The sequence below is a fragment of the Pseudolysinimonas sp. genome (assembly GCF_039912695.1).
Taxonomy (GTDB): Bacteria; Actinomycetota; Actinomycetes; order Actinomycetales; family Microbacteriaceae; genus Pseudolysinimonas_A.
This window is the reverse complement of the sequence record NZ_JBDSPJ010000013.1, coordinates 128,095-151,141: the sequence shown is the minus strand read 5'-3', so window position 1 is coordinate 151,141 and position 23,047 is coordinate 128,095. Positions and strand designations below refer to the sequence as shown.

Genomic DNA, 23,047 nt, shown 5'->3' with positions numbered 1-23,047 from the left:
TCGTTCAATCGGGTACCGGCTTGCCTGTCCAGCCCATTCGGATCACCGTGCTCGGCACGGGCTACCTTGGCGCGACCCATGCGGTCTGCATGGCCGCGCTCGGCTATGACGTTCTCGGCGTTGACGTCGACCAATCCAAGATCGACGCACTCTCGTCCGGCACCTTGCCGTTCTTCGAGCCCGGTCTGCCCGGGTTGCTCGCCGAGTCCCTCGCAACGGGAAGGTTGCGTTTCACGACCGACTTCGCGGAGGCGGCAGCTTTCGGAGATGTGCATTTCGTCTGCGTCGGAACGCCCCAGAAGCCGGGATCCCACGCGGCCGACATGCGCTACGTCGACTCTGCGGTGACCGAACTCGCCAGCCGAATCACGCGCCGCGCCCTGATTGTCGGAAAGTCGACCGTTCCGGTCGGAACCGCGGAGCGGCTCGCCCAACTGGCCCGCGAGGTCTCGCCCGCTGGCGACCTGGTGGAGCTTGCCTGGAACCCCGAGTTTCTGCGCGAAGGTTTCGCCGTCGAGGACACCCTGCATCCTGACCGCCTCGTCTTCGGGGTGGCGTCGGAGTGGGCCGAAGAACGGTTGCGCCAGGTATATGCGCCGATTCTCGCGGCGGACACCCCCCTCGTGGTGGCCGACCTCCGCACCTCCGAGCTGGTGAAGGTCGCCGCGAACTCCTTCCTGGCGACGAAGATCTCGTACATCAACGCGATGGCCGAGGTCTGCGAGGCCACCGGAGCGGACATCAACCTCCTCGCTGAAGCACTGAGTCACGACGCCAGAATCGGCGGTCGCTTCCTCAAGCCCGGTCTGGGCTTCGGCGGCGGATGCCTGCCGAAAGACATCCGAGCATTCCAGGCCAGGGCCCAAGAGCTGGGGGTCGGTCACGCCGTCGCTTTCCTCGACCAGGTCGACCAGATCAACATCCGCCGTCGTGTGCGTGTCCTCGATATGGCCCGCGAGTTGGTCGGCGGCGATCTTTCCGGCGTCCGAATCGCGGCACTCGGTGCAGCCTTCAAACCCAACTCCGACGACGTCCGGGATGCGCCGGCGCTCGACGTCGCTCGCATGCTGTACCTCGAGGGCGCGGATGTCATCGTCTACGACCCCGAGGCCAACGCCAACGCGCACCGGGTCTACCCCGACCTCGTCTACGCCGACTCGCTTGCTGACGCGGTGAGCGGCGCGGACCTCGTTCTGCTGCTCACCGAGTGGGACGAGTTCCGCGAGGCCGACCCGGTCGCGTTGGGCCTCCTCGTCAGGTCTCGTCGCATGATCGACGCGCGGCACGCGCTCGATGCCGAGGCCTATCTCGCGGCTGGCTGGGAGTTCCGCGCTCTCGGCCGACCGATCGGTACCACGGTGGATCAGGAACGCAGAGCCGTCGCCTAGATCCGCCGAACAGAGTTCTGCCGGGGCCCGCGCTTATCGGGAGTCGGGTCCCGGCAGACACCCCTTGCGGGGTGGTCGCGAGTGTACGCCCAACCCAACTCGGATGTCATCCCGCACCTAGTGCGGCATCGGATCGGTGATATCCGCGACAGTTGCGTCAAGACCCCGGACGAGGTCGTCGGCCTCCACGAAGAGCGAGTACCCGTGCTCGCCGGCTCCCATCGAGACGCGCTGACCCGCGATCCGCTCGTCGGCGAACACTGGCCACGGCGTCGTCGACCCGAGCGGAGTGATCGTGCCGCGCTCGTAGCCGGTCGCCTCGAGTGCTAGCTCGGCTTCAGGCAGACGCAGTTTGTTGACCCCGACGACCGTGCGAAGTTTGGCCCACGAGATTTGCCGGTCGCCCGGAACCAGCGCGAAGAGGTAGCTGCCATCGTGCCGCCGCACGACGAGCGACTTCACGATGTCGGCAGGGGTGATTCCGAGAATCTGTGCGGCTTCCTCAAGCGAGCGGGCAACACTGCGCTCACGGAATTCGACCGGGATGCCGCGAGCTTCGGCATCCGCCGCAACGCGTTCGCGTCCAGATGCGCTGCTCACGGGTGCGGGGCTCACATCCCGATTCTCGCAGCGGGCGGACGTAACTCTCGGAATTCGGGGCATTCATCGATGCCACGTCGACGGACCCCCTGAATTCCGAGAGTTAGGTAAGCCCTTCGTAACGCAGTCAGACGGGATGCCGCTCGACCGGGATGAGCACCGAGTGCTTCGGGGGAAGGCCGTCTCCCGCCGTGCGGCCGCGCATCCGACGCAGCGCCCAGGGTCGAACGTGGGTCCACAGCCAGGATGCCGTCGGGATCGAGGTGTCGGTGTCGGCGCTCTCGTCGTGCATCGCGGCATCGAGCGCGCCGAGTTCGGCCGCCCGCGGGATTCCCAGGGCCGCAGCGGCGCGATAGGACAGCATCCGGTGGCCGTGGGAGCTGAGGTGCACGCGATCTTCGGCCCAAGCCCGCGGATCGCGGCAAACCGGGTCGGTCCAGAAGTCGAGGAAGATCGAGTCGGTGTCGCGGGCTGTCTGTTTGAGGATCGCGTTGAATCGGGCCAGCCGCGCGTGCAAGCCGCGGAGGTAGCCACGATGCGGGGCGAATGGCGTGACGACGAGAACGTCGACGCCCGACTCCCGCAGTCTTACGATTCCGGCCGAGAGGCGACGAGCGAGGGCCTCGGGATTCGCGTCGTGTCGTACCAGGTCGTTGGCCCCGACCAGGACCGACACGAGTCCCGCGCCGAGCTCAAGGGCGCGGGGAATCTGCTCTTCGGTGACGTCGGCGATGCGGCGACTGCGCACCGCGAGATTTGCGTAGAGCGGTGGCACGGGAGCCGAGCCGCTGTGCGCCAGCAACATCGCGAGCCGATCGGCCCAGCCGCGGTACTGCCCTTCACCTTGCCGCGACGAATCGCACAGCCCTTCGGTCAGCGAGTCGCCGAGAGCGATGTAGCTCGCCCAGGCGACCGCCGCGCGCGGCCGAGTGACGTCGGCATCCGCAACTGTCGTAACGGGGGACACGGCGGTCACCCCGCGGGAGGAACGGGCCGGCGCAACGAGGGCGTCGCGGTAGTGGCCGAGCAGCTCTTCGCCGAGGCTGAACCAGGTGCGGTGAGCCACCGACGCGCGAGCTGCCACGGCGAACGCGCGGCGCTTGGCATCGTCGCCGATGAGGTCGAGAACGCGGGCTCGGAGATCGTCGAGGTCGCCGGGCCGGTAGAGCCAGCCGGTTCGACTGTTCTGCACGAGATCGAGCGGCCCCCCACGTCCCGTCGCGACGACCGGCACACCGCTCGCGAGCGCCTCCTGCACCGTCTGGCAGAACGTCTCGTTCTCACCCGGATGCACGAACAGGTCGAAACTCGCGACGGCGTCGGCGAGTTCGTCACCGGCGAGGAATCCGAGGAACGCGGCGTCGGGAAGCAGTCGCTCGAGTGCTGCGCGGCTCGGGCCGTCGCCGACGATGACGATCTTGGTTTCCGGGATGCTCGCGAGGGCAACCAGATCTTCGACCTGCTTCTCCGGGGCGAGCCGGCCGACGAATCCGATGACCAACTCGCCGCCCGGTGCGATGCGCTGCCGCCAAGAGTCACTGCGTCGGTTAGGGGTGAAGCGTTCAGCATCCACGCCGCGTGCCCACTGCCGGATGCGATCAACGCCGATCGCCTCGAGCTCGGCGATCGCGGACGTCGACGGGGCGAGAGTCATGGTCGCGCGTTTATGGATCTTCGCGAGGTGTCGCGTCAGCGCGGGGGCAAGGGCCGGGATGCCGTAGCGCTGTGCATAGCCGGGAATATCGGTCTGGTAGATGGCCACGGTCGGGATGCCGAGGCGGTCGGCAGCGCGCAGTGCCTGCCAGCCGAGCACGAACGGCGACGCGAGGTGCACGACATCCGGATGGAAGTCGCGCAAGATCGTCTCGATCTCGTGGATCCCGGCGATCGTGAACCGCACCTCCCGGTAGGTCGGAAGGGGGAGCGACCGCAGCAGGGCGAGGCTGGCGCCGTGCAGCCGACTGGTCTCGGGCTCGCGGTCGCCACGCGGGGCGATCACGAGCGTTTCGTGGCCCTGGGAATTGAGGTGGCGCAGCACGTGGAGCAGCGAATTAACGACGCCGTTCATCTGCGGAAGGAAGGATTCGGCAACCAAGACGACTCTCACGCGACCAGCGTGTCGAATTTCGTGTCACGAACGGGCGCGAAACAGGGTCGCGCACCCGAGCTTCACCTGATGTTCGCTCGCACGACGACGTCGCCCCGCGTTAACCTCGGGACGCTAAACAGGGGCGGTGGACGAGACATGGTTCAGGACGCTGGCGGATTCGCCGTGGTTGCTGCCGGCATTGTTCCTGCTTGTGGTCGGCGACGCGTTTCTCGTCGTGCTGCCGAGCGAAACAGTTGTGGTCGCGCTCGCCGCCCTGAGCGGAGCGACCGGGTCTCCGTCGCTAGCCGCGATCATCCCGGTCGCCGCGGCGGGAGCGTGGGTTGGTGACCTGTTGTGTTTCACGATCGGGCGCCGCGTGGGGCTGGACAGGTGGCGGTGGCAGCGGCTTCCGATCATCCAGCGTGCGGTCGCGCGGGCGAGCGCGACGGTGCGCAGCAGGCCCGCCGCGCTGATCTTCACCGCTCGCTATATCCCGTTTGCCCGCATCGCCGTCAATCTCAGCGCCGGCGCGAGCGGGCTGTCGCTGCGCCGATTCCTGCCCCTCGCCGCCGTGGCGGGGTTGTCGTGGGCCGTCTACAACTGCGTCGTCGGCGTGGTCTTCGGCACGGTGTTCTCGGCGACGCCGCTCGTCGCGATCGTGGTCTCAGTGCTGATTGCGGTAACAGTGGGCTTCGTCACCGACGCTGTCATTACGCGAGTTGCGCGACGTTCATCCCCGCCGGAGCCGGATCGCTGATGCGTCCCAGGGCGTAGTACCGCCAGCCACCGTCCCGCCACAGAGCGGGGTCGAGGCAGTTGCGGCCATCGATCACGATCTGCTCGCCGAGGTGGCGCCCGACGATACGGCCGAGCACCGCAGGGTCGAGCTCGACGAACTCGGGCCATTCGGTCAGCACGAGCACCGCGTCGGCGCCCGTCACGGTTGCCGCGACGTTCGAGCGGTATTCGAGCTCGGGGACCAGCCGACGTGACGTCTCGATCGCCTGAGGGTCGGTCGCGACGACGTGGGCGCCTTCGGCCCGCAGACGCGTCGCAACGTCGAGCGCAGGGGAGTCCCGGACGTCGTCGGAACCCGGCTTGAAGGCAAGGCCGAGGATGGCAATGCGTCGCCCGACGAGGTCTCCGCCGAGGGCGGCCCGCGTCACCTCGACCAGGCGCTCGCGTCGGCGAAGGTTGATCGCGTCGACTTCGCGGAGGAAGCCGAACGATGCGCCGACCCCGAGCTCGTCGGCGCGTGCGATGAAGCCCCTGATGTCTTTCGGGAGGCACCCGCCGCCGAAGCCGAGCCCGGCGTTGAGGAACCGTCGCCCGATGCGTGGATCTTGCCCGATCGCGTCGGCGAGCTGTCCGACGTCGGCGCCCACCGCATCCGCGATGTCGGCCATTGCATTGATAAACGAAATCTTCGTCGCGAGGAACGCGTTCGCGGCAACCTTGACGAGCTCGGCTGTCGCGGGATCGGTGACCATGCGCGGCACGCCCGCTTCTAGCAGGGCGGCGTAGACGTCGTCGAGCACGTCGGCCGACCGGTTGTCGCCGGCACCGATCCCGTAGACGAGCCGATCGGGGGCGAGCGTGTCGCGCACCGCATGCCCTTCCCGCAGGAACTCAGGATTCCAGATCAGCGTCGCGCCGGCCGCTTCGATCCGGGGGGCGAGTGCAGCGACGGTTCCGACCGGCACCGTCGATTTTCCGACGACGACGTCCCCGGCGGCGAGGACGGTCAGGAGTTGGTCGACGGCTGCGTCGACGTAGCTCAGGTTGCTCGAGCCGTCCGCCCGTTGAGGGGTGCCGACGGCGATGAAATGAACGGTGGCACCGCGTGCCTCGGCCATCGAACTGCTGAAGGTCAGGTTGCCGGCGTCGAGTCCGCGAGCCAGCAGCTCGGGAAGTTCGGGTTCAAAGAAGGGCGCGATGCCCTGGGCAAGGGAGTCGACTTTAAGAGGGTCGACGTCGATTCCCACGACGTCGTGGCCGAGTTCCGCCATCGCCGCCGCGTGAACGGCTCCGAGATATCCACATCCGATTACCGAGATTCTCACGTTCGCAGGCTAGAAATCCGGGGTGAACGGTGGGCGACATCCGGTCGTGTGTCGGGTGTCTGTTCAGGGGGTTCCGGCGGCCCGCCCGCCCGAAATGCGCGATCCGACGACGGTGCCCCGTCATCTCGCCATTCTCGCGTACCTAACTCTCGGGAAAGCGGGGGTCTATCGATGCCATGGCGACGAAAGCCCGGAATTCCGAGAGTTAGGTACGCGCTGGGCCAGGCACCGGCACCGCGCCGCAGGCGGGCACGCACCGGGTCTGAAACAATCGGACGGTGTCCACCTCCGTCGTCGCCGCACAGGGCGTCGCAGCGCCCCTGCACATCGGGCCGATCGAGTTGACGGTTCCGGTGGTGCTGGCGCCGATGGCGGGTATCACGAACACGGCGTTTCGTCGGCTGTGCCGGGAGTACGGCGCGGGACTCTACGTCTCGGAGATGATCACGAGCCGTGCCCTCGTCGAGCGCACCCCGGAGAGCATGCGGCTGATCCAGCACCATCCGTCGGAGACGCCGCGCAGCATCCAGCTCTACGGGGTCGACCCGAAAACGGTGTCGGATGCCGTGACGATGTTGGTCGCTGAGGACCGCGCCGACCACATCGACCTCAATTTCGGATGCCCGGTGCCGAAGGTCACCCGCAAGGGCGGGGGAGCGGCGCTGCCCTGGAAGCTTGGCCTGTTCCGCGACATCGTCGAAGGGGCGGTCAAGGCGGCGGGCGATCGGCCGCTCACCATCAAGATGCGCAAGGGCATCGATCCCGACCACCTGACCTACCTCGAGGCCGGTCGCATCGCCGAAGGAGCCGGGGTGTCGAGCATTGCCCTGCACGCGCGCACGGCGAGCGAGTTCTACTCGGGCCACGCCGACTGGTCGGCAATCGCGAAACTGAAAGAGACCGTGACCAGCGTTCCGGTACTCGGCAACGGCGACATCTGGTCGGCCGAAGACGCTCTGCGCATGGTCGACGAGACCGGCTGCGACGGCGTCGTGGTGGGCCGCGGGTGTCTGGGCAAGCCCTGGCTGTTCGGCGACTTGGCCGCCGCGTTCCAGGGGCAGGTGCTCAAGGCCGAGCCGACGCTTGGGGAGGTCGCGGCGGCGTTCCTGCGCCACGCTGAACTGCTCGTGGAGTTTTTCGAGGGCGACGAGAACCATGCCTGCCGCGACATCCGAAAGCACGTCGCCTGGTATTTCAAGGGCTACGCGGTGGGCGGCGAAACCCGTGCGGCGCTCGCGATGTCGTCGAGCCTGCAGCAGATCGCCGACCTGATCGGCACGCTCGACGACGACCAGCTCTACCCGGGCGTCGACGCCGAAGGCCAGCGGGGGCGCGCGGGCACCCCGAAGATTCCGACCCTGCCCTACGGCTGGCTCGACAGTCGCGAGATCGCCGAGGGCATGCGGGCCGAGGTCGCCGAGGCGGAACTGCACAACAGTGGCGGTTGAGCACCTCCCTCCGGGTTACGGAGAACAGGATGCCGAGCGCTGGCTTCCCGAGGAACACGCCAGCCGCCGCAGCGACTTCGCCCGCGATCGCGCCCGCATCCTGCATTCCAGCGGCTGGCGTCGGCTCGCACAGAAGACGCAGGTGCTGAGTCCGACCGCCGGACTTGACTTCGCCCGCAACCGTCTCACGCACTCGCTCGAGGTCGCGCAGGTGGGGCGTGAGCTGGGTGCCCGGCTCGGACTGGATCCGGATGTCGTCGACACCGCGTGTCTCGCGCACGACCTCGGGCATCCCCCGTTCGGTCATAACGGGGAGCGCGCTCTCGCCGAGTGGGCGAGCGACATCGGTGGGTTCGAGGGGAACGCGCAGACCCTGCGCCTCGTCACCCGGCTCGAACCCAAAGTCTTCGACGACGCGAGGTCGTACGGCCTCAACCTGACCCGCGCGTCCCTGGATGCCAGTTGTAAGTACCCGTGGCCGGCGGCGCAGGGCATCCCGGATCCGTCGGGTCGCAGCAAGTACGGCTTCTACGACGACGACACCCCGGTGTTCCAGTGGCTGCGGGCCGACGCACCCGACCGGGTGCGCTGCATCGAAGCCCAGGTGATGGACCTCTCCGACGACATCGCCTACTCGGTTCACGACTTCGAGGATGCGATCGTCAACGGCTACCTCGACGTGCGGGCGCTGGGTGCGCGGGTCGATCACGACGAACTGGTCGACGCGATGTTCGCCTGGATCGGCGGCGAGTTCGACCACGACACCCTGATCGCGGCCTTCGATCGACTCGACAACCTGGAGTATTGGATCGACTCGTGGGACGGCAGTCGTCGGGATCTGGCCGGGCTGAAGAACCTCACCAGTTTTCTGATCGGGCGTTTCGCCGGACACGCCGAGCGTGCCACACGTGCCGCGCATCCACAGGGCGCCCTCGCCCGGTTCGGAGCGGATGTCGCGACCCCTCTCGAGACTCAAGCCGAGATCGCGGTTCTCAAGGGAATCGTCGCGGCGAACGTCATGTCGACCAACGCCCGCCAGCCGCTCTATGCCCGCCAGCGCGGAATTCTGACCGAACTGGCCGACCGGCTGCTGGCCGACCCGACCCAGTTGGATGTCGGCTTCACCGGCGACTGGACCGCGGCCGCGGATGACACGGCTCGCAAACGCGTCGTCGTCGACCAGGTCGCGTCACTCACCGACGTTTCGGCGAACGCCTGGCACGAGCGACTCGTCGGGTGACTCTGCCCGCGGCCGTGGTCCCGCGCGGGGGCCGAATCGTCGCAGTGCTCGGCATCGTGCTGGTTGCGCTGTCGATCCGCAGCGGGGTCGCCGTAATCGGGCCGGTTTTCTCGCTGATCTCCGACGACCTGGGTCTCGGCGTGATCGTGTTGTCACTGGTCGGCGCGGCTCCACCTCTGATGTTTGCGGTGGCGGGGCTGATCGCGCCGACGCTCACTCAACGATGGGGCCTTGAAGGAACACTCGTGGTCGCCATCCTGGCGATCCTCATCGGGCAGGGTGCCCGCGTTCTCTCGCAGGAGGCGGTGCTGCTGGTGGCATCGACGTCGGTGATCATGACCGGAATCGGGCTGGCAAACGTGCTGTTGCCGCCGCTCGTGCGGCGCTACTTCCCTCGCCAGATCGCTCCGATGACCTCGCTCTACCTCGTGCTGATGGGGGTCAGCGCGTCGACGGCTGCCTTCGCCGGGGTGCAGATCGCCCAGAGCTACGGCTGGCGGGTCGCGCTCGTTGTCTGGGCGGTCGTGCCGGTGTTCGCGGTCATCCCGTGGATCTCGATGCTCAAGACTCCGCCTGACGACAAGGTCAGCACCCTCGCGCCCGAGTTCGATACCGAGGGAATTCCCACCGCGACCCACGCTCGCCGGGCCATCGTGCGCTCGCCGACCGCCTGGGCGATCACCGGCGCACTCGCGTTCACGTCGATCAACATCTACGGTGCGATGGCGTTTCTGCCGACGATCTTGGTGCAGGCCGGGGGTGTGTCTGCCACCACAGCGGGTGTTGCCGTCGGAATCGCGATCGCGCTCGGCATCCCTGAGGCTCTCATCGTGCCGCTCCTCGCGCGCCGAGCTGGCGCGGTCGTGCCGATGGTCGTGATCGCCGCGGTGTGCGACGTTGCAGCCTGGATCGGGATGTTGACCGCCCCCGCGGCTGCTCCGTTGCTGTGGGCGGTGCTGATCGGCCTCGTGGCGATCCTGTTCCCGCTCGCGCTGCTCCTGGTGAACACCCGCACCCGCGACCAGCACGTCACGGTGGCACTGAGCGCGTTTGTACAGGGCATCGGCTACCTCGCGGCGGGGCTGTTCGCGCTCGGGATGGGCGTCCTCCACGACCTGACCGGCAACTGGACCGCGGGGATGTTCGCCCTGCTCGCGACCGCGCTGATCGCCGTCCCTGCAGTCGCAATCCTGCGCCACCGACGATACGTCGATGATGAGCTCGAGCGGCATCCCCAGGTCGTCCACGCGTCGCAGTAGGGTCACGTCATGAGCGCCGTGGCCACCTCTCCTTCGAGCCGGGTGCCCGGCATCCTGCTGGTGGCGAGTGGCGTGCTTGCCATCGCGGCGCTCGCCATTCCGGATGCCTGGCCGGTCGTGACCGCGCGCGCGCTCGATGCGGTGGATGTCGTGCACACCCTGCGAGCGGGCTACCAGTTGTCGAGCGTTCTCTGGGCGCTCACCGGCATCGCCGCACTCCTGGGAGTGAACGCTCTGGGCGCCTACGCGGGCCGACCGCTCGTTACAACTGGCGTCGGTGTGCTCTCGGGCGGAATCATTCTGTGGATTGTCGCGCTGGTCACGATGTCGACGAACATCCTGATGTCGGACGCGCAAGGCGGAACGGCGAAGGATTTGTCGTACCTGGTGCTCGGCGAGATCGGCCACGTGCTCTGGCTCGTCGCGTTCCTGACGATGGCGGCCGGCTTCGGAGTGCTCGTCTTCGCCCTGCGCGACTGGAGCCGGTGGGTGTGCGCAGCGGTAGCGCTGGGATTGGTCATCCTCGTTGCGGTGGTGCACGACATCCCACCGTTCACGGTGTTTCTGCTTGCGCTTCCCGCACTCGGGGTGGCGAGTCTGACCGCGAAGCGCGCTACTGCTCGGTGAGCAGAGCGGCCCCGATCAGCGGGGCTTCGCTGCCGAGACCGGCGGGCAGGATGCGCACCTTCGTCACGAACTCCCACAGTCGGCCGGCGAACTCAGCACGCACGAGGTCGAGGTAATCCGGGGCGGAGTGTGAGAAGCCGCCGCCGACCGCGACGACGTCGAGGTCGAGGAGCCCGGTCGCCGACGCGAGAGCCTGCCCGACGGCGCGGGCCGAACGTTCGATCGCGGCGCGGGCGATCGGGTCAGACGAGGTGGCGAGTTCTTCGCCCGTCGATCCGGCCCAGCCCTGGGCCTGAGCCCACCGCACGCTGCTCGGGCCGGACGCGATCGCTTCGAGGCAGCCGAAACCGCCGCACGGGCACGCGTCGGTGAACCCGGCAACCTCGATGTGGCCGATGTGACCGGCGTTGCCCGTCGTGCCGGCGAAGCCCCGACCGTCGAGCACGAGCCCGCCGCCGACTCCGGTCGACACGACCATGCCGAGCAGATTTCTGGCGCCCCGGCCGGCGCCGTAGCGGTGCTCGGCGAGGGCGATCGCGAGCCCGTCGATCGCGAGGGTGATCGCAACGTCCGGCACGAGTGACGCCACCAGAGACACCAGGGGATGATCGCGCCAGGCCGGCACGTTGAGAGGCGACACGACGCCGCGGGAGGCATCCACCGGGCCGGCGGATCCGATCCCAACCGCGGTCACCGTGCGGTCACCGAGTGCCTGCGTCACGACGGAACGGACGGCGTCGTCGAGCTCGGCAGCAGTTTTCACGGCGCCGGTGGTCTCGCGGAATCGGCTCCCCTCGACCAGGAGCCCGTCGGCGACGAGAGCGGCCTCGACCTTGGTGCCGCCGAAATCGATGGCCAGCACAGGGTCGTTCACAGCCCCAGCGTAGACTTCGTCGGATGAACGCGACGGCGCTGGCTCCGGCCGAACGGGCAGTCAAACTGCTCGGCGGAGACCTGACTGAGAAGAGTCTGCGGCTCCACCTCGAAGGACTCTCGGGTGTGGATGCTGTCGGCCTTGAGTCCCGCGCAGCGGGGCTGGGCACGCGCTCGATCAAGACGACCTCGAAGGCGTGGGCGCTCGATCGCATCATCGGCCTGATCGACCTCACGACGCTCGAGGGCGCCGACACTCCCGGCAAAGTCAAGTCGCTGGTCGCCAAGGCCGTCACTCCTGACGCGACCGACCCGTCGACCCCGCGCGTCGCCGCGGTCTGCGTCTACGGCGACATGGTCGGCACCGCCGTCGAAGCACTGGGCGACCTGCACGGCGATCCGGATGACGGCAAGATCGCCGTCGCGGCCGTCGCGACAGCCTTCCCGAGCGGCCGGGCGTCGCTGCGGGTCAAGCTCGCCGACACCGAGGATGCCGTGGCTGCTGGCGCCGACGAGATCGACATGGTGATTGATCGCGGGGCGTTTCTCGCGGGTTCCTACGGAACGGTCTTCGAGCAGATCGTCGCCGTCAAGGAAGCATGCCGTCGTAAGGACGGCTCTTCCGCGAGCCTCAAGGTCATCCTTGAAACCGGGGAACTCAACACCTACGACAACGTGCGCCGCGCATCCTGGCTCGCGATCCTCGCCGGGGGCGACTTCATCAAGACCTCGACCGGCAAGGTGCAGCCCGCCGCCACCCTCCCGGTGACCCTGCTCATGCTGCAGGTCGTGCAGGAGTGGCATCGGCTGACCGGCGAGAAGATCGGGGTGAAGCCGGCTGGCGGCATCCGGTCCTCAAAGGATGCGATCAAGTATCTGGTGACAGTCGCCGAGACGGTGGGGGAGGAGTGGCTGCAGCCGCACCTGTTCCGGTTCGGCGCCTCGACCCTGCTCAACGACGTGCTCATGCAGCGTCAGAAGATGGCTACCGGTCGCTACAGCGGCCCCGACTACGTGACGGTGGACTGATGAGCTTTCTGGACTACGCGCCCGCGCCGGAATCGACCAGCATCCTGCACCTGAAGAAGTCCTACGGGCTCTTCATCGACGGCGACTTCGTCGACGGATCGGGTTCGTCGTTTCAGACGATCTCGCCGGCCACCGAGAAGAAGATCGCCGAAATCGCGACGGCGACGCCCGAGGATGTCGACCGGGCGGTCATCGCGGCCCGCCGGGCGTTCGACAAGACCTGGTCGAAGATGCCCGGCGCCGACCGCGGCAAATACCTCTACCGCATCGCCCGCCTCATCCAGGAGCGTGCCCGCGAACTCAGCGTCGCCGAGAGCCTCGACAACGGCAAGCCGATCAAAGAGAGTCGGGATGTCGACATCCCGCTCGTCGCTGCGTGGTTCTTCTACTACGCAGGCTGGGCCGACAAGCTCTCGTATGCGGGTCTGGGATCGGACCCGCGGGCGCTCGGGGTGGCCGCGCAGATCGTCCCGTGGAACTTTCCGCTGCTGATGCTCGCCTGGAAGATCGCGCCGGCCCTCGCCGCGGGTAACACCGTCGTCATCAAGCCCGCAGAGACCACGTCGCTGTCGGCGCTGATCTTCGCGGAGATCCTGCAGCAGGCCGACCTGCCCAAGGGTGTGGTGAACATCGTGACCGGAGCGGGCGCGACCGGCGCGGCGCTGGTGCGGCATCCCGACGTGAACAAGGTTGCCTTCACCGGGTCGACGGCGGTCGGGCGGGAGATCGCGAAGGCCGTCGCGGGAACCGGCAAGAAGGTCACCCTCGAGCTCGGGGGCAAGGCCGCGAACATCGTCTTCGACGACGCCCCGATGGAGCAGGCCATCGAAGGCATCGTCAACGGCATCTTCTTCAACCAGGGTCACGTCTGTTGCGCGGGGAGCCGCCTGCTGGTTCAAGAGAACGTGCACGACGAGGTCGTCTCGCGGCTCAAGGAGCGGCTGTCGACGCTGCGGCTCGGTGACCCGCTCGATAAGAACACCGACATCGGCGCGATCAACTCCCGCGAGCAACTGAATCGCATTCGCGAACTGAGCGATATCGGCGAGAAGGAGGGTGCTGAGCGCTGGACGGCGCCCTGCGAGATCCCGAAAAACGGGTTCTGGTTCGCACCCACGATCTTCACGAACGTGCAGGCGGCATCCACGATCGCCCGCGAAGAGATCTTCGGACCGGTGCTGTCGGTGCTGACCTTCCGCACTCCGGCTGAGGCAATCACGAAGGCGAACAACACGCCCTACGGCCTCTCGGCTGGGATCTGGAGCGACAAGGGTTCCAAGATTCTCGCCGTGGCCGACAAACTGCGGGCCGGAGTGATCTGGGCGAACACCTTCAACCGTTTCGATCCCGCGTCGCCGTTCGGCGGCTACAAGGAGTCCGGCTACGGCCGCGAGGGTGGCCGTCACGGGCTCGCCGCCTATCTGAAGGGTTCGTCGAAATGAGCAGGCTCGCGATTCCGAAGACGTACAAGTTGAGCATCGGTGGGGCGTTCCCGCGCAGCGAGTCCGGCCGCACCTACGAGGTCACGACGCCGAAGGGAGCGTTCCTCGCGAACGCCGCCCAGGCCTCCCGCAAAGACGCACGGGATGCCGTGGTCGCCGCCCGCGCAGCACAGTCCGGCTGGGCAGGGGCGACGGCCTACAACCGTGGACAGGTGCTGTACCGCATCGCCGAGTTGCTCGAAGGTCGCCGCGAACAGTTCGTCGAAGAGATCCGCTCGTCGGAAGGCGTGTCGGCGGCGGCCGCTTCGGCTCAGGTCGACCGAGCGACCGACGCCTGGGTTTGGTACGCGGGCTGGACCGACAAATACACCCAGGTCGCCGGGTCGGGCAACCCGGTCGCCGGTCCCTACTTCAACCTCTCGGTTCCGGAACCGACGGGCGTCGTCGTCGTCATCGCGCCGCAGGGAGCCCAGGGCGGATCACTGCTGGGCTTCGTGAATACCGTTGCGCCGGCGCTCGTCGCCGGCAATACCGTGGTCGCGATCGCCGACGAGACTCGGCCGCTGTCGGCGATCACGCTCGCCGAGGTGCTTGCCACCAGCGACGTGCCCGGGGGAGTGGTCAACGTGCTCACCGGGTCACCCGCCGAGATCGCACCGTGGCTCGCCTCACACGCCGATGTCAACGCACTCGACCTTGCCGGAGCCGGGGCCCTCGAATGGATCGACCTCGAGATCGCCGCCGCCGACACCCTGAAGCGGGTGCTCTCGCCGGAGCCCGGCATCCCGGAGCTGTCGCTGGGCCGCATCCTCGCGTTCACCGAGACGAAAACTGTCTGGCACACGAAGTCGGTGCTGTAGGGCGTAGGCCGATTCGAGTCAGGCCGCTTCGATCTAGGCCGACTCGAGCAGGGCGCGGTAGAAGGTGATCCCGCGCAGGTAGGGGTCGACGCGGATGCTCTCGTCGATCGCGTGCAGCCCGGCCAACTCGCGGGTGGTCAGTTCGAACGGCGTGAAGCGGTAGACGGCCGGAGTGAGACGGGTGAAGTGCCGGCCGTCGGTCGCGCCGAGCATCGCGTACGGCACCGGCAGTGCCTCGGGATGCGAGTGCGCCAGCGCCTGCACGACTCGGTCCCAGGGCAACCCCGTCACGGGGGCGACCGGGAAGGGATCGCTACCGCGCACAACCCGCACGGTGATGCCGGGATCGGCGATATCCAGACGGATGCGTTCCACTTCGGCGGCGAGCGTCGATCCGACGACGATGCGCAGGTTGATCGATGCTGTCGCCACCTCGGGCAGCACGTTATCGGCGGCAGCACCCCGCAGCCGCGTCACGACCCGGGTGGTGCGGATGAGCGCGTTCGCCTCGTCGCTTCCGCGGGCCAGGGCGCCGAGCAACACGGTACGAAACAGCTGCGGATGCCGATAGGCCAGGCCGAGGATTCCGCCCGCCCGGCGACCTAGGGCGGCGAACATCGGGTACATCGTCGGCGGCATCCCCGCAGGAACAGGGCGAGACACCCGCAGGATGGCGCGGGCGAGCCGAGCGGTCGCGGTGCGGCCCGAACGCGGCGGATGCGCGGCATGCCCGCCCTGCTCGGTCGCGCGCAGTTCGATCGTCGCGATGCCCTTCTCGGCGATCCCGATCACGGCAGTTGGGCCGCTGATGCCGGGGAACTGCCCTTCGACGATGGCGCCCCCCTCGTCGAGCACGAGATCGACGGCGACCCCCCGCGACGCCAGCAGGGCCACTGCAGCTTCGGCCGCCGAACCCTGCACCTCCTCGTCACCGCCGAACGAGAGGTAGACATCGTGGGCTGGCGTGAACCCGGACTCGAGCAGCGCTTCGACGGCCTCGAGGATGCCGGCCAGCGCGCCCTTGTCGTCGATCGCGCCACGCCCCCAGAGTCGGCGTGCGCCATCCGGGTCGGTGGTCAGGTCGGCGGCGAAGGGCTCGTGAGTCCAGCCCTCCTCATCGGCGGGCACGACATCCCAATGCGCCATCAGGATGAGCGCGTCCCCGGTTTCGCGCCCGTGCCAGCGGTAGAGCAGGCCGGGGCCGTCGAGGGTCTCGAGGTCGAGGGTCGCGTGGACACGCGGGAAAAGCTCGGCAAGCAGTGCGGGGAAGCGCTCGAACGCTGCCGAATCCTGAAGGTCGGAATCTTCGCGAGAAACCGTCGGTACTCGGATCAGCGCCCGAAGTCGCTCGACCGCCGCGTCAGCATCCACGATCTGAGCGTAAGCGGCGGGTCAGTCGGTGCGCGCGCCTTTGGCCCAGTCGACGACGATGTCGTTCGGGCCGTCGCCGATCATCGCGTGCAGTTTCGAGCCGGGAAACAGCAGCGGCAGGGCGCTGTTTGGCACCCCGTTGCCCACCTGGGCCTGATAGCTCGCATCGCCCTTGTCGACGGTCAGGGTCAGCGCCTGAACCGGATCACCCTTCGAGGAGGTGAGACCGATCGGCTGATTGGCGACGAGCACGACCTTCGCGGGCGTGCCATTGGCCAGCACCCACGCCGCAGAATCGTGACCGGTGCCAGCCTTGATCGTGACGTTGGGCACTTCTGACGCGAAGTCGATCGCCACTTTGGTGTGATCGGTCGGGTCGACGCGTACCGCGAGCACGGCCGCCCCGGGAACCAGTTGCGGCAGGTAAACCTCTTGCACGCGCTGTTCGCAGGTGGCGTCAAACGGTTCGACGCCCTCGAGGTAGACCTTCAGTTGGAAGGTGCATTTGCGTTCGGTGAGCCCGTTGCCGATCGTGATCGTCGTGTTCGAGACCTGGATGCCGGTCAGGTCACCGCGGCCCAGCGTGCCGTTCTTGATGAGGTCGGGGTCGGCCGAGCCGACGGCCGAGCGGAAAGAATCGGCGATGCTGTCAAAGAAGCCCATGCGGCACATCGTAGGGTGGCAGCGATGGCATCCAACAGCTCCCGTTACGGGACCAAGCCCGATCCGGGATGGCGGCGCCTTGCGCTCGCGCCCGGACTGATCGCTGCCCTCGCGCTGCTGATCGGACTGGCGGTCCTCGCTGAGGACTCGTTCATCGTCGTGCGGTACATCGCGGCGATCTTCGCGCTCATCGTCGCGGTTTTTGCATTCCAAGCCAAACAGTGGGGATGGCTGCCGGTCTTCGCCGCCATCGCCGTCGCCTGGAACCCGGTGTGGATCATCGCGATCCCCGATCCGTTCTGGCAGGTGGCGCAGTACGTCGCCGCGATCGTCTTTTTGGTCGCGGGCTGGATGATCAAAGTTCCCATCTCGGAAGAGCAGCGTCGTGCCCGCTAAACCGTCCCCACGCGCGACCCTCGCGTCCCGAGTTCGAGCCTGGCTGCCGATCCTCGTGGTGGGCGCCGTGCTGGCAGTCGCCGGCGTCGTCGCCATCCCGCTCGGCGGCTGGGACACGGTGCAACTTCAAAGCGCCGTCATCCCCGAGCAGTCGGTTGGCGACACGTTCGTCGGCAACCGGCTCGCCATTTCGATCGACGACCTCTACCTCACCGACGATTTTCCGGATGACTACACCGAAACCAAACCCGGAGAGAGCTTCCTCGTCGTGGTCGCGACGCTGGAAGGACTGACCGCCGAGCCTGAGTCGCCGATCTCGATCGGACCCCCCAGTCCGTTCACGATCGACGGGCTGATGAACCTCGATGAGCGCCCCGGCTACGGTGACCTCACCGTGTTCCTCAAGCGAGACGGCACTTTCGAGCCGGTGCTCAGCCCCGGGGTTCCCGATACCCTTCTGTTCGTGTTCACGGTGCGCTCTGGCCAGTTCGCGCAGGGTGACGTTCTGCGCATCGGTCTCACCGACGCGACGCCCGAGAAGGCCGACATCATTGACGGCACCCGGTGGGTTGACGAGCACGTCGCCGTCGAGGTTTCGACCACCGTGCGAGACGACCGATGAAGCGCGGTCTCGCGATCGTCGCCGGCCTCGGGCTGCTCGCCGCGACCTACGCGGTAGCGGCGACGACCCCGACCTCTCAACTCGTCGAAGCACCTTTCGGGTCTCGGGGGTCGTTGGGCGATACCGTCTCGTCGCAGCACCTGATCGCGACCGTGCATGAGGCGTCGCTCGCGCACGAGGTCGAGCTCGGCTCCTGGCGGGGAACCACCGCGGGGGTCTGGTTCGTGGCGGACGCGACCGTCGAAGCGACCCTTGAGTCGAAACTCATCGAGGTCGATCTCTTCATCGACGGTGTGCAGTATGGAGGGACCAAACGCGGAGATGGCGGCACCGTCGACGAACACACGGTCGCCGTGCGCTTTCCGGCGACGGGGCCGCTGCTGATCGAACTGCCTGCCGACGTTGTCAACTTCCCGGGGGCGCGCTCGGCGGTGCTGCGCATCAGCCCGTTCGGCGATGATCGCCTGGACAGCGTCGTCGAGATCGTTATCGACCTCACCACCCTCGAGGTGGCTGACCGCGTCGAACTTGAGCCCGCGCGGGACGGCAGCCGATGAGCGACTCCGAGCGGCCCGTCACCGAAGTGCCGATGACGTGGCTGCGCCGCAACCGCTGGTTCCTCGTCGCGCTCGCCGTGCTCATCCCGGCGGCTCTCGTGGTGTCGCTCATCCCACGCTTCTTCCCGTACCTCGAGAATCAACCGGCGGTGATCGACGTCGCCCGCGGGCTGGACGAGCGCTACTCGGGAGCCAACGTGAAACTCACCGACCTCGAGGTTCTCGACGGCGAAGCGTTGAATGCCCCGGCGGGTTCGGATGTCGTTGTTGCGACGTTCGCGATCGATGTGGTCGACCCGCCCGCATCATCGGTGTGCACCGTGACGCTGGTCGCGCCGATCGACGGGGTCGAGCGTGAGTGGGACGAGGCGATCGCATCGAGTGACTACGAGGTGCCGGACGAGTTCGAGAAATACTGCGACCTCAGCGAAGCACGCCGGTATCACCTGCAGCTGGTTTTCTATGTGCCGCGAGGCGAGGTGCCCGACCCCGCCATCCGATTCACGTCGACGGCGGCGTTCCCGCAGGAGCTGCGGCTGCACTGACGGCGTCGCCCGCCTCTTCGACAATCTCCTCGAGCGCACCCTGTTCAGCCGCGTCACTGCGCAACGCGTGGTCGAACGCCGCCGCGACGACGCACACCTGCAGCACGGCGAGTACGGCACTGACGCCGAGATTGACTGCGTCGCTCGCCCCGTACCACCACGCCACCTCGTGAGGCCCGAGAAGGCGGAAGATGAGCATGCTGAGCCACTCGGAGGCGGCGGTGATGACGGCGAACGCCAGCAGGTAGGTCCCCATCGCGATCGGACCGGAGCGCCAGATGAGTCGCGCCGCGAGAGTCACCGGTCGCCAACGGTCGAGAATTCCCGCGCTGGCGGTCGAGCCGACGCGCTGGAGCCAGACCGGCATCCTGTTCCATCGCTCGCTGGCGACCCGCGCTACCGAAGAGTCGGGACGCGGGGAGCGAGGCATGGTTCCGAAATAGATGATGGATGCGAACGCGAGCCAGGCGAGCGGGAGGCCGACCAGCGTTCCGATCTGCGCCCACGTCCAGCCGATCGCGTCGCCGATGGCGCCGAGCCACGCGAAGTTCGCGCGCAGTTCGGCCCACGCATCAACGATGCCGCCAAACATGCGCCGGGTCGAGAGCCAGCTGCCGAGAATCCCCAATCCGTGTTGAATCCACGACAGGGCGATGAACACCCACACTGCTTCAAGGTAGGTCGCGAGCAGAGTGCTCCAGCGGGGGAGGCGGGCTGAGAACCGACCGAGCAACCAACGTGCGACGAACGCGAGCACGGCGAATCCCAGCACGAACCAGGTGACCGACTCGACCCTGGAGTCGCTGCCGAAGTTGCCTTGAGTGAGGGACGCCGCATAGAGATCCGTGCGATCTGCGACGTTCAGGTTCCACGCGAGGTACAGCAGAAAGAAGGGCAAGATCGAGGCGAGTAACGACTCGCGCCACTGCCGAGCGGCGGAGACCGCGCTTTCGCCCGCCTGGACATCGTCCGCCTGGCTGACATGGCGTAGTTCGCGTTTGATCGCGAAGAACATGCCGACGTAGGCAGCTAGCTGCGCGAGGATCGCGAGCGGCAGCACCAGATCACCGAGGTCATAGCTGATGTTGAGCAGATACGACCCGCCGCGGATGATGAGCGCGCGCACGGTCCAGCCCACGAGGAACCAGGCAAGAAGGGCAGGCCAGCACCGAACGAGAACCCGGAGCACGGTGGAGAGCACGTGTCGATCCTACGGTTCGGGGGACGTCGGGCCCACGGTGCGCTAGAGTTGGCTCGCTCCCCTCCCACCGGTCAAGCCGGGTCTGGGTACGTTTCGCGGAGCACGTCAGGATCACTTCCGGTCCGCCGCCGCTGGTGGATCGACTTACCGGCTCACGTCTGCGACGCGAGCCAAGGAGACCGATGAGCCCTACCGGGCAGAACAAGGCCAGTTCCGGCCACAGCGCGTCAGGCCAGAAGTCGTCGACCCGCAAGCGTTCGACCTCCCCGCAGCAGCGTCGCCGCCAGCATCAAGACGAGTCGGGCATCATCCCGATCCTCGCGCGCACGGTTCGCGCGATCGAGAACTCGGCCGAGCGCGGCAAAGTCGCCCCGTCGAACCGCACCCGGTTTCGGGTCGTCGCGATGTTGGTGCGCGAGGAACGCGCCCGCATCAAGACCGACCCCGCCCTCTCGGATTCCGAACGCACGAAAGAACTCACCCGTCTCGACGGCATCGCCACGATCATGGCGAAGACCGCGGCGCGCGACACCTCTCTCATCCAGCTGCTCACCGATACCGCCCCGCTCACCCCGCAACAGCAGGAAGCCAAGCGGGCGATGCTGCTCGAGGCGGGCGCCGAACTGTCGCCTGAAGATCTGATCGTCGTCACCGAGGCTCCGGCCGCGCGGGCTGAGGAGAAGCAGGTCGTTCCGCAGTCGGTGAAGCAGTTCCAGATGTCGAACCCGTTCCTCGCGCCCGACTTCAGCGCCTCGATCGCGAAGTCGGGCACCGCCGGACGTTTGAACAACTGGGAACTCATCGAGCCCCTGTTCCGCTCGTTCGAGCTCGGCGGCGGGGGAGCGGCCAGCATGGAGCTGCCCGAAGCTCGCTCGCTCGCCGCAGCCGGCGGCAAAGAGTTGATGCGCCATCAGGCGCGCTTCATCGAGAGCGCGCGGTCGGGCCATCGCACCTATCTGCTGGCCGATGAGCCGGGTCTGGGCAAGACCGCCCAGGCACTGCTCGCCGCCGAGGCGGCCCACGCGTATCCGATCGTGGTCGTCGTGCCCAACGTCGTGAAGGTGAACTGGTCGCGCGAGGTTGAGAAGTGGACGCCGCAGCGCGTCGCGACCGTCGTACACGGTGACGGCGACGACATCGACGCGTTTGCGGATGTCGTGATCGTCAACTACGAGGTGCTCGACCGGCACGTGGCCTGGCTCTCGCGACGGGGGTTCAAGGGGATGGTCGTCGACGAGGCGCACTTCATCAAAAACAAAGACTCGCAGCGGTCGAAGAACGTGCTGACCCTGTCGCGCAACATCCGCGCGGCCACGCCGAACGCGCTGTTCGTCGCGCTGACCGGTACCCCCCTGATCAACCAGATCGAAGACTTCAAGATGATCTGGCAGTACCTCGGCTGGATCGACGACAAGAAGCCGTTGCCCGAACTGATGCGACGCCTCGAGCAGACCGAACTAGATCCCGGCGACTCGGGCTTCTTCTCCGCCGCCCGCGCCGCCGTCGTCGACATGGGCATGGTGCGCCGCAAGAAGGTGGATGTCGCCGCCGACATCCCCGCGCGGCGCATCGCCGACATCCCGGTCGAACTCGACGGCGAGGCGGGTCGCTCGATCCGTGATGCCGAGCAGGCACTCGTTGCCCGTCTCGTCGAGCGGTACCGGCGGCTGCGCGCGACGCGACCCGACAGTGACCCCAGCGACGTGATCCGTCTGGTGGCCGCCGCCGAACTCGAGGAATCGCGCGGCGTCGGGACCGGCGGCGACAACGTCTTCTCGATGGTGCGCAAGATCGGGCAGGCGAAGGCTGTGCCGGCAGCGGACTACACCGTCAACCTCGCTCGCAACGTCGGCAAGGTGGTCTTCTTCGCCAAGCACATCGACGTGATGGACACGGCCGAAGAGTTCTTCAAGAAGGCCGGGCTGAAGACGGTGTCGATCCGTGGTGAGCAGACCACGAAGGCCCGCACTCTCGCGCTTGACGCGTTCACGAACGACCCGACTGTCGCGGTCGCGGTCTGTTCGCTGACCGCGGCCGGCGTCGGCATCAACCTTCAAGTGGCATCCAACGTGGTGCTGTCGGAGTTGTCCTGGACCAATGCCGAGCAGACCCAGGCAATCGACCGGGTGCATCGCATCGGTCAGGAACTGCCGGTCACCGCATGGCGCATCATCGCCGCCGGAACGCTCGATGGACGCATCTCGGAACTGATCGACTCGAAGGCCGGCCTCGCCGCGCGCGCCCTCGACGGCGAGGAGGAGCTCGCCGCCGCAGAGGGTTCGGTTCAGCTTGAAGCGCTCATTTCGCTGCTGCGCGACAACGTCTCCGACTAGGCCGCACCAGCCAACCCTCAACTATCTAGCGAGAGTTCACGGGTTGCGCGATGTTCACCGCTGAGTAAGTTGGAGTTTGCCGGAAGGGTAAAACCAGAAGGCAACAGAAAGGCCCTTGAGGCTCGACGAACACCCGGCTTAGTGGCAACACTGAGGCTGGTGAACGCGGTTTTCGAGGGCCTTTCGTTTGTCCGCAGACTTTCCCTTCTGTACCCCGTTTTGGCGTAGCGGTGTCCCCATTGGCGCGGACACCCCCATTGGGGACAGCGACATGGGTACCCCGTCGGTAGTCTCAGGAGTGCACTAGTTGGGGGACTAGCCAGACGGCGGTGACCTCGTCAAAGATACGAATCGCAATTACGGGGGTAAGTGCGAATTCGCAGACGAGCTCACCGCCGTCAATATTTCTCCGCGATTCTTCTCCGCGATTTTCCCCGGGAC

At 67.2% G+C, this 23,047-nt stretch carries 21 protein-coding genes; 14 read left to right on the top strand and 7 right to left on the bottom strand.

What is annotated here, in order from left to right:
- Positions 1 to 20 precede the first annotated feature (20 nt).
- The gene (locus ABIR17_RS04665; RefSeq protein ID WP_348003196.1) at positions 21 to 1,388 is read left to right on the top strand and encodes a UDP-glucose/GDP-mannose dehydrogenase family protein; all 1,368 of its coding nucleotides are present in this window, start codon (positions 21 to 23) and stop codon (positions 1,386 to 1,388) included.
- 117 nt (positions 1,389 to 1,505) lie between these two features.
- On the opposite strand, the gene ABIR17_RS04660 is transcribed toward ABIR17_RS04665, so the two are convergent.
- Together ABIR17_RS04660 and ABIR17_RS04655 are read right to left on the bottom strand one after the other, a co-directional pair.
- Positions 1,506 to 2,003, bottom strand: a complete 498-nt coding sequence (locus ABIR17_RS04660; RefSeq protein ID WP_348003195.1) for a YbaK/EbsC family protein — start codon at positions 2,001 to 2,003, stop codon at positions 1,506 to 1,508.
- 112 nt (positions 2,004 to 2,115) lie between these two features.
- Entirely contained in the window at positions 2,116 to 4,095 is a 1,980-nt protein-coding gene (locus ABIR17_RS04655; protein ID WP_348003194.1) for a glycosyltransferase, read from the bottom strand.
- Positions 4,096 to 4,222: 127 nt separating this feature from the next.
- On the opposite strand from ABIR17_RS04655, the gene ABIR17_RS04650 reads away from it, so the two are divergent.
- The gene (locus tag ABIR17_RS04650) at positions 4,223 to 4,834 is read left to right on the top strand and encodes a DedA family protein (protein WP_348003193.1); all 612 of its coding nucleotides are present in this window, start codon (positions 4,223 to 4,225) and stop codon (positions 4,832 to 4,834) included.
- Here ABIR17_RS04650 and ABIR17_RS04645 read toward each other — a convergent pair.
- Positions 4,788 to 6,140 (bottom strand): UDP-glucose/GDP-mannose dehydrogenase family protein, encoded by a 1,353-nt coding sequence (locus ABIR17_RS04645; protein ID WP_348003192.1) that lies wholly within the window; start codon positions 6,138 to 6,140, stop codon positions 4,788 to 4,790. The two genes, ABIR17_RS04650 and ABIR17_RS04645, sit on opposite strands and share 47 nt — an antisense overlap.
- 320 nt (positions 6,141 to 6,460) lie before the next feature.
- Between ABIR17_RS04645 and dusB the strand changes: the two genes are divergently transcribed.
- Genes dusB through ABIR17_RS04625 form a run of 4 tightly spaced genes read left to right on the top strand, consistent with a single transcriptional unit; the run spans position 6,461 to position 10,714 of the window.
- Positions 6,461 to 7,588 (top strand): tRNA dihydrouridine synthase DusB, encoded by a 1,128-nt coding sequence (dusB, locus tag ABIR17_RS04640; RefSeq protein WP_348003274.1) that lies wholly within the window; start codon positions 6,461 to 6,463, stop codon positions 7,586 to 7,588.
- Entirely contained in the window at positions 7,578 to 8,828 is a 1,251-nt protein-coding gene (locus ABIR17_RS04635; RefSeq protein ID WP_348003191.1) for a deoxyguanosinetriphosphate triphosphohydrolase, read from the top strand. Before dusB ends, ABIR17_RS04635 begins: the two co-directional genes overlap by 11 nt.
- Positions 8,825 to 10,087: an MFS transporter gene (locus ABIR17_RS04630; RefSeq protein ID WP_348003190.1), complete on the top strand. Its 1,263-nt coding sequence runs from the start codon at positions 8,825 to 8,827 to the stop codon at positions 10,085 to 10,087. The genes ABIR17_RS04635 and ABIR17_RS04630 overlap by 4 nt, the downstream gene beginning before the upstream one ends.
- A 9-nt stretch (positions 10,088 to 10,096) precedes the next feature.
- Positions 10,097 to 10,714, top strand: a complete 618-nt coding sequence (locus ABIR17_RS04625; RefSeq protein WP_348003189.1) for a hypothetical protein — start codon at positions 10,097 to 10,099, stop codon at positions 10,712 to 10,714.
- On the opposite strand, the gene ABIR17_RS04620 is transcribed toward ABIR17_RS04625, so the two are convergent.
- Entirely contained in the window at positions 10,701 to 11,588 is an 888-nt protein-coding gene (locus ABIR17_RS04620; RefSeq protein ID WP_348003188.1) for an ROK family protein, read from the bottom strand. The genes ABIR17_RS04625 and ABIR17_RS04620 overlap by 14 nt on opposite strands.
- A 23-nt stretch (positions 11,589 to 11,611) precedes the next feature.
- On the opposite strand from ABIR17_RS04620, the gene deoC reads away from it, so the two are divergent.
- From deoC to ABIR17_RS04605, 3 genes are read left to right on the top strand one after another with little or no spacing between them, the layout of a single operon-like run.
- Positions 11,612 to 12,616: a deoxyribose-phosphate aldolase gene (deoC, locus tag ABIR17_RS04615; RefSeq protein WP_348003187.1), complete on the top strand. Its 1,005-nt coding sequence runs from the start codon at positions 11,612 to 11,614 to the stop codon at positions 12,614 to 12,616.
- Positions 12,616 to 14,058 carry an aldehyde dehydrogenase family protein gene (locus ABIR17_RS04610; protein WP_348003186.1) on the top strand — a complete coding sequence of 481 codons (1,443 nt, stop codon included), beginning with the start codon at positions 12,616 to 12,618 and terminating at the stop codon, positions 14,056 to 14,058. The genes deoC and ABIR17_RS04610 overlap by 1 nt, the downstream gene beginning before the upstream one ends.
- Positions 14,055 to 14,918, top strand: a complete 864-nt coding sequence (locus tag ABIR17_RS04605) for an aldehyde dehydrogenase family protein (RefSeq protein ID WP_348003185.1) — start codon at positions 14,055 to 14,057, stop codon at positions 14,916 to 14,918. Before ABIR17_RS04610 ends, ABIR17_RS04605 begins: the two co-directional genes overlap by 4 nt.
- A gap of 33 nt (positions 14,919 to 14,951) precedes the next feature.
- Here the strand turns inward: ABIR17_RS04605 and ABIR17_RS04600 are convergent, their stop codons facing one another.
- Both ABIR17_RS04600 and ABIR17_RS04595 read right to left on the bottom strand, forming a co-directional pair.
- Positions 14,952 to 16,289, bottom strand: coding sequence for a M20/M25/M40 family metallo-hydrolase (locus tag ABIR17_RS04600; protein ID WP_348003184.1), 1,338 nt, complete (start codon positions 16,287 to 16,289; stop codon positions 14,952 to 14,954).
- Between the two features lie 21 nt (positions 16,290 to 16,310).
- The gene (locus tag ABIR17_RS04595; protein ID WP_348003183.1) at positions 16,311 to 16,952 is read right to left on the bottom strand and encodes a hypothetical protein; all 642 of its coding nucleotides are present in this window, start codon (positions 16,950 to 16,952) and stop codon (positions 16,311 to 16,313) included.
- A gap of 24 nt (positions 16,953 to 16,976) precedes the next feature.
- On the opposite strand from ABIR17_RS04595, the gene ABIR17_RS04590 reads away from it, so the two are divergent.
- From ABIR17_RS04590 to ABIR17_RS04575, 4 genes are read left to right on the top strand one after another with little or no spacing between them, the layout of a single operon-like run.
- Positions 16,977 to 17,348, top strand: a complete 372-nt coding sequence (locus ABIR17_RS04590) for a DUF6804 family protein (protein ID WP_348003182.1) — start codon at positions 16,977 to 16,979, stop codon at positions 17,346 to 17,348.
- The gene (locus tag ABIR17_RS04585) at positions 17,338 to 17,970 is read left to right on the top strand and encodes a hypothetical protein (RefSeq protein ID WP_348003181.1); all 633 of its coding nucleotides are present in this window, start codon (positions 17,338 to 17,340) and stop codon (positions 17,968 to 17,970) included. The genes ABIR17_RS04590 and ABIR17_RS04585 overlap by 11 nt, the downstream gene beginning before the upstream one ends.
- Positions 17,967 to 18,527 carry a hypothetical protein gene (locus ABIR17_RS04580; RefSeq protein ID WP_348003180.1) on the top strand — a complete coding sequence of 187 codons (561 nt, stop codon included), beginning with the start codon at positions 17,967 to 17,969 and terminating at the stop codon, positions 18,525 to 18,527. The genes ABIR17_RS04585 and ABIR17_RS04580 overlap by 4 nt, the downstream gene beginning before the upstream one ends.
- Positions 18,524 to 19,072: a hypothetical protein gene (locus tag ABIR17_RS04575; RefSeq protein ID WP_348003179.1), complete on the top strand. Its 549-nt coding sequence runs from the start codon at positions 18,524 to 18,526 to the stop codon at positions 19,070 to 19,072. The genes ABIR17_RS04580 and ABIR17_RS04575 overlap by 4 nt, the downstream gene beginning before the upstream one ends.
- On the opposite strand, the gene ABIR17_RS04570 is transcribed toward ABIR17_RS04575, so the two are convergent.
- The gene (locus ABIR17_RS04570) at positions 19,029 to 20,273 is read right to left on the bottom strand and encodes a hypothetical protein (protein WP_348003178.1); all 1,245 of its coding nucleotides are present in this window, start codon (positions 20,271 to 20,273) and stop codon (positions 19,029 to 19,031) included. The genes ABIR17_RS04575 and ABIR17_RS04570 overlap by 44 nt on opposite strands.
- A 182-nt stretch (positions 20,274 to 20,455) precedes the next feature.
- Between ABIR17_RS04570 and ABIR17_RS04565 the strand changes: the two genes are divergently transcribed.
- Positions 20,456 to 22,606 (top strand): DEAD/DEAH box helicase, encoded by a 2,151-nt coding sequence (locus tag ABIR17_RS04565; RefSeq protein ID WP_348003177.1) that lies wholly within the window; start codon positions 20,456 to 20,458, stop codon positions 22,604 to 22,606.
- Positions 22,607 to 23,047: the final 441 nt, after the last annotated feature.

What these genes read in the sequence shown, in the direction of transcription:
- ABIR17_RS04625 (WP_348003189.1), top strand. Translation starts at nt 10,097, where the DNA reads ATGAGCGCCGTGGCCACCTCTCCTTCGAGCCGGGTGCCCGGCATCCTG.
- ABIR17_RS04565 (WP_348003177.1), top strand. Translation starts at nt 20,456, where the DNA reads ATGAGCCCTACCGGGCAGAACAAGGCCAGTTCCGGCCACAGCGCGTCA.
- deoC (WP_348003187.1), top strand. Translation starts at nt 11,612, where the DNA reads ATGAACGCGACGGCGCTGGCTCCGGCCGAACGGGCAGTCAAACTGCTC.
- ABIR17_RS04575 (WP_348003179.1), top strand. Translation starts at nt 18,524, where the DNA reads ATGAGCGACTCCGAGCGGCCCGTCACCGAAGTGCCGATGACGTGGCTG.
- ABIR17_RS04595 (WP_348003183.1), bottom strand. Translation starts at nt 16,952, where the DNA reads ATGGGCTTCTTTGACAGCATCGCCGATTCTTTCCGCTCGGCCGTCGGC.
- ABIR17_RS04580 (WP_348003180.1), top strand. Translation starts at nt 17,967, where the DNA reads ATGAAGCGCGGTCTCGCGATCGTCGCCGGCCTCGGGCTGCTCGCCGCG.
- ABIR17_RS04605 (WP_348003185.1), top strand. Translation starts at nt 14,055, where the DNA reads ATGAGCAGGCTCGCGATTCCGAAGACGTACAAGTTGAGCATCGGTGGG.
- ABIR17_RS04590 (WP_348003182.1), top strand. Translation starts at nt 16,977, where the DNA reads ATGGCATCCAACAGCTCCCGTTACGGGACCAAGCCCGATCCGGGATGG.
- ABIR17_RS04610 (WP_348003186.1), top strand. Translation starts at nt 12,616, where the DNA reads ATGAGCTTTCTGGACTACGCGCCCGCGCCGGAATCGACCAGCATCCTG.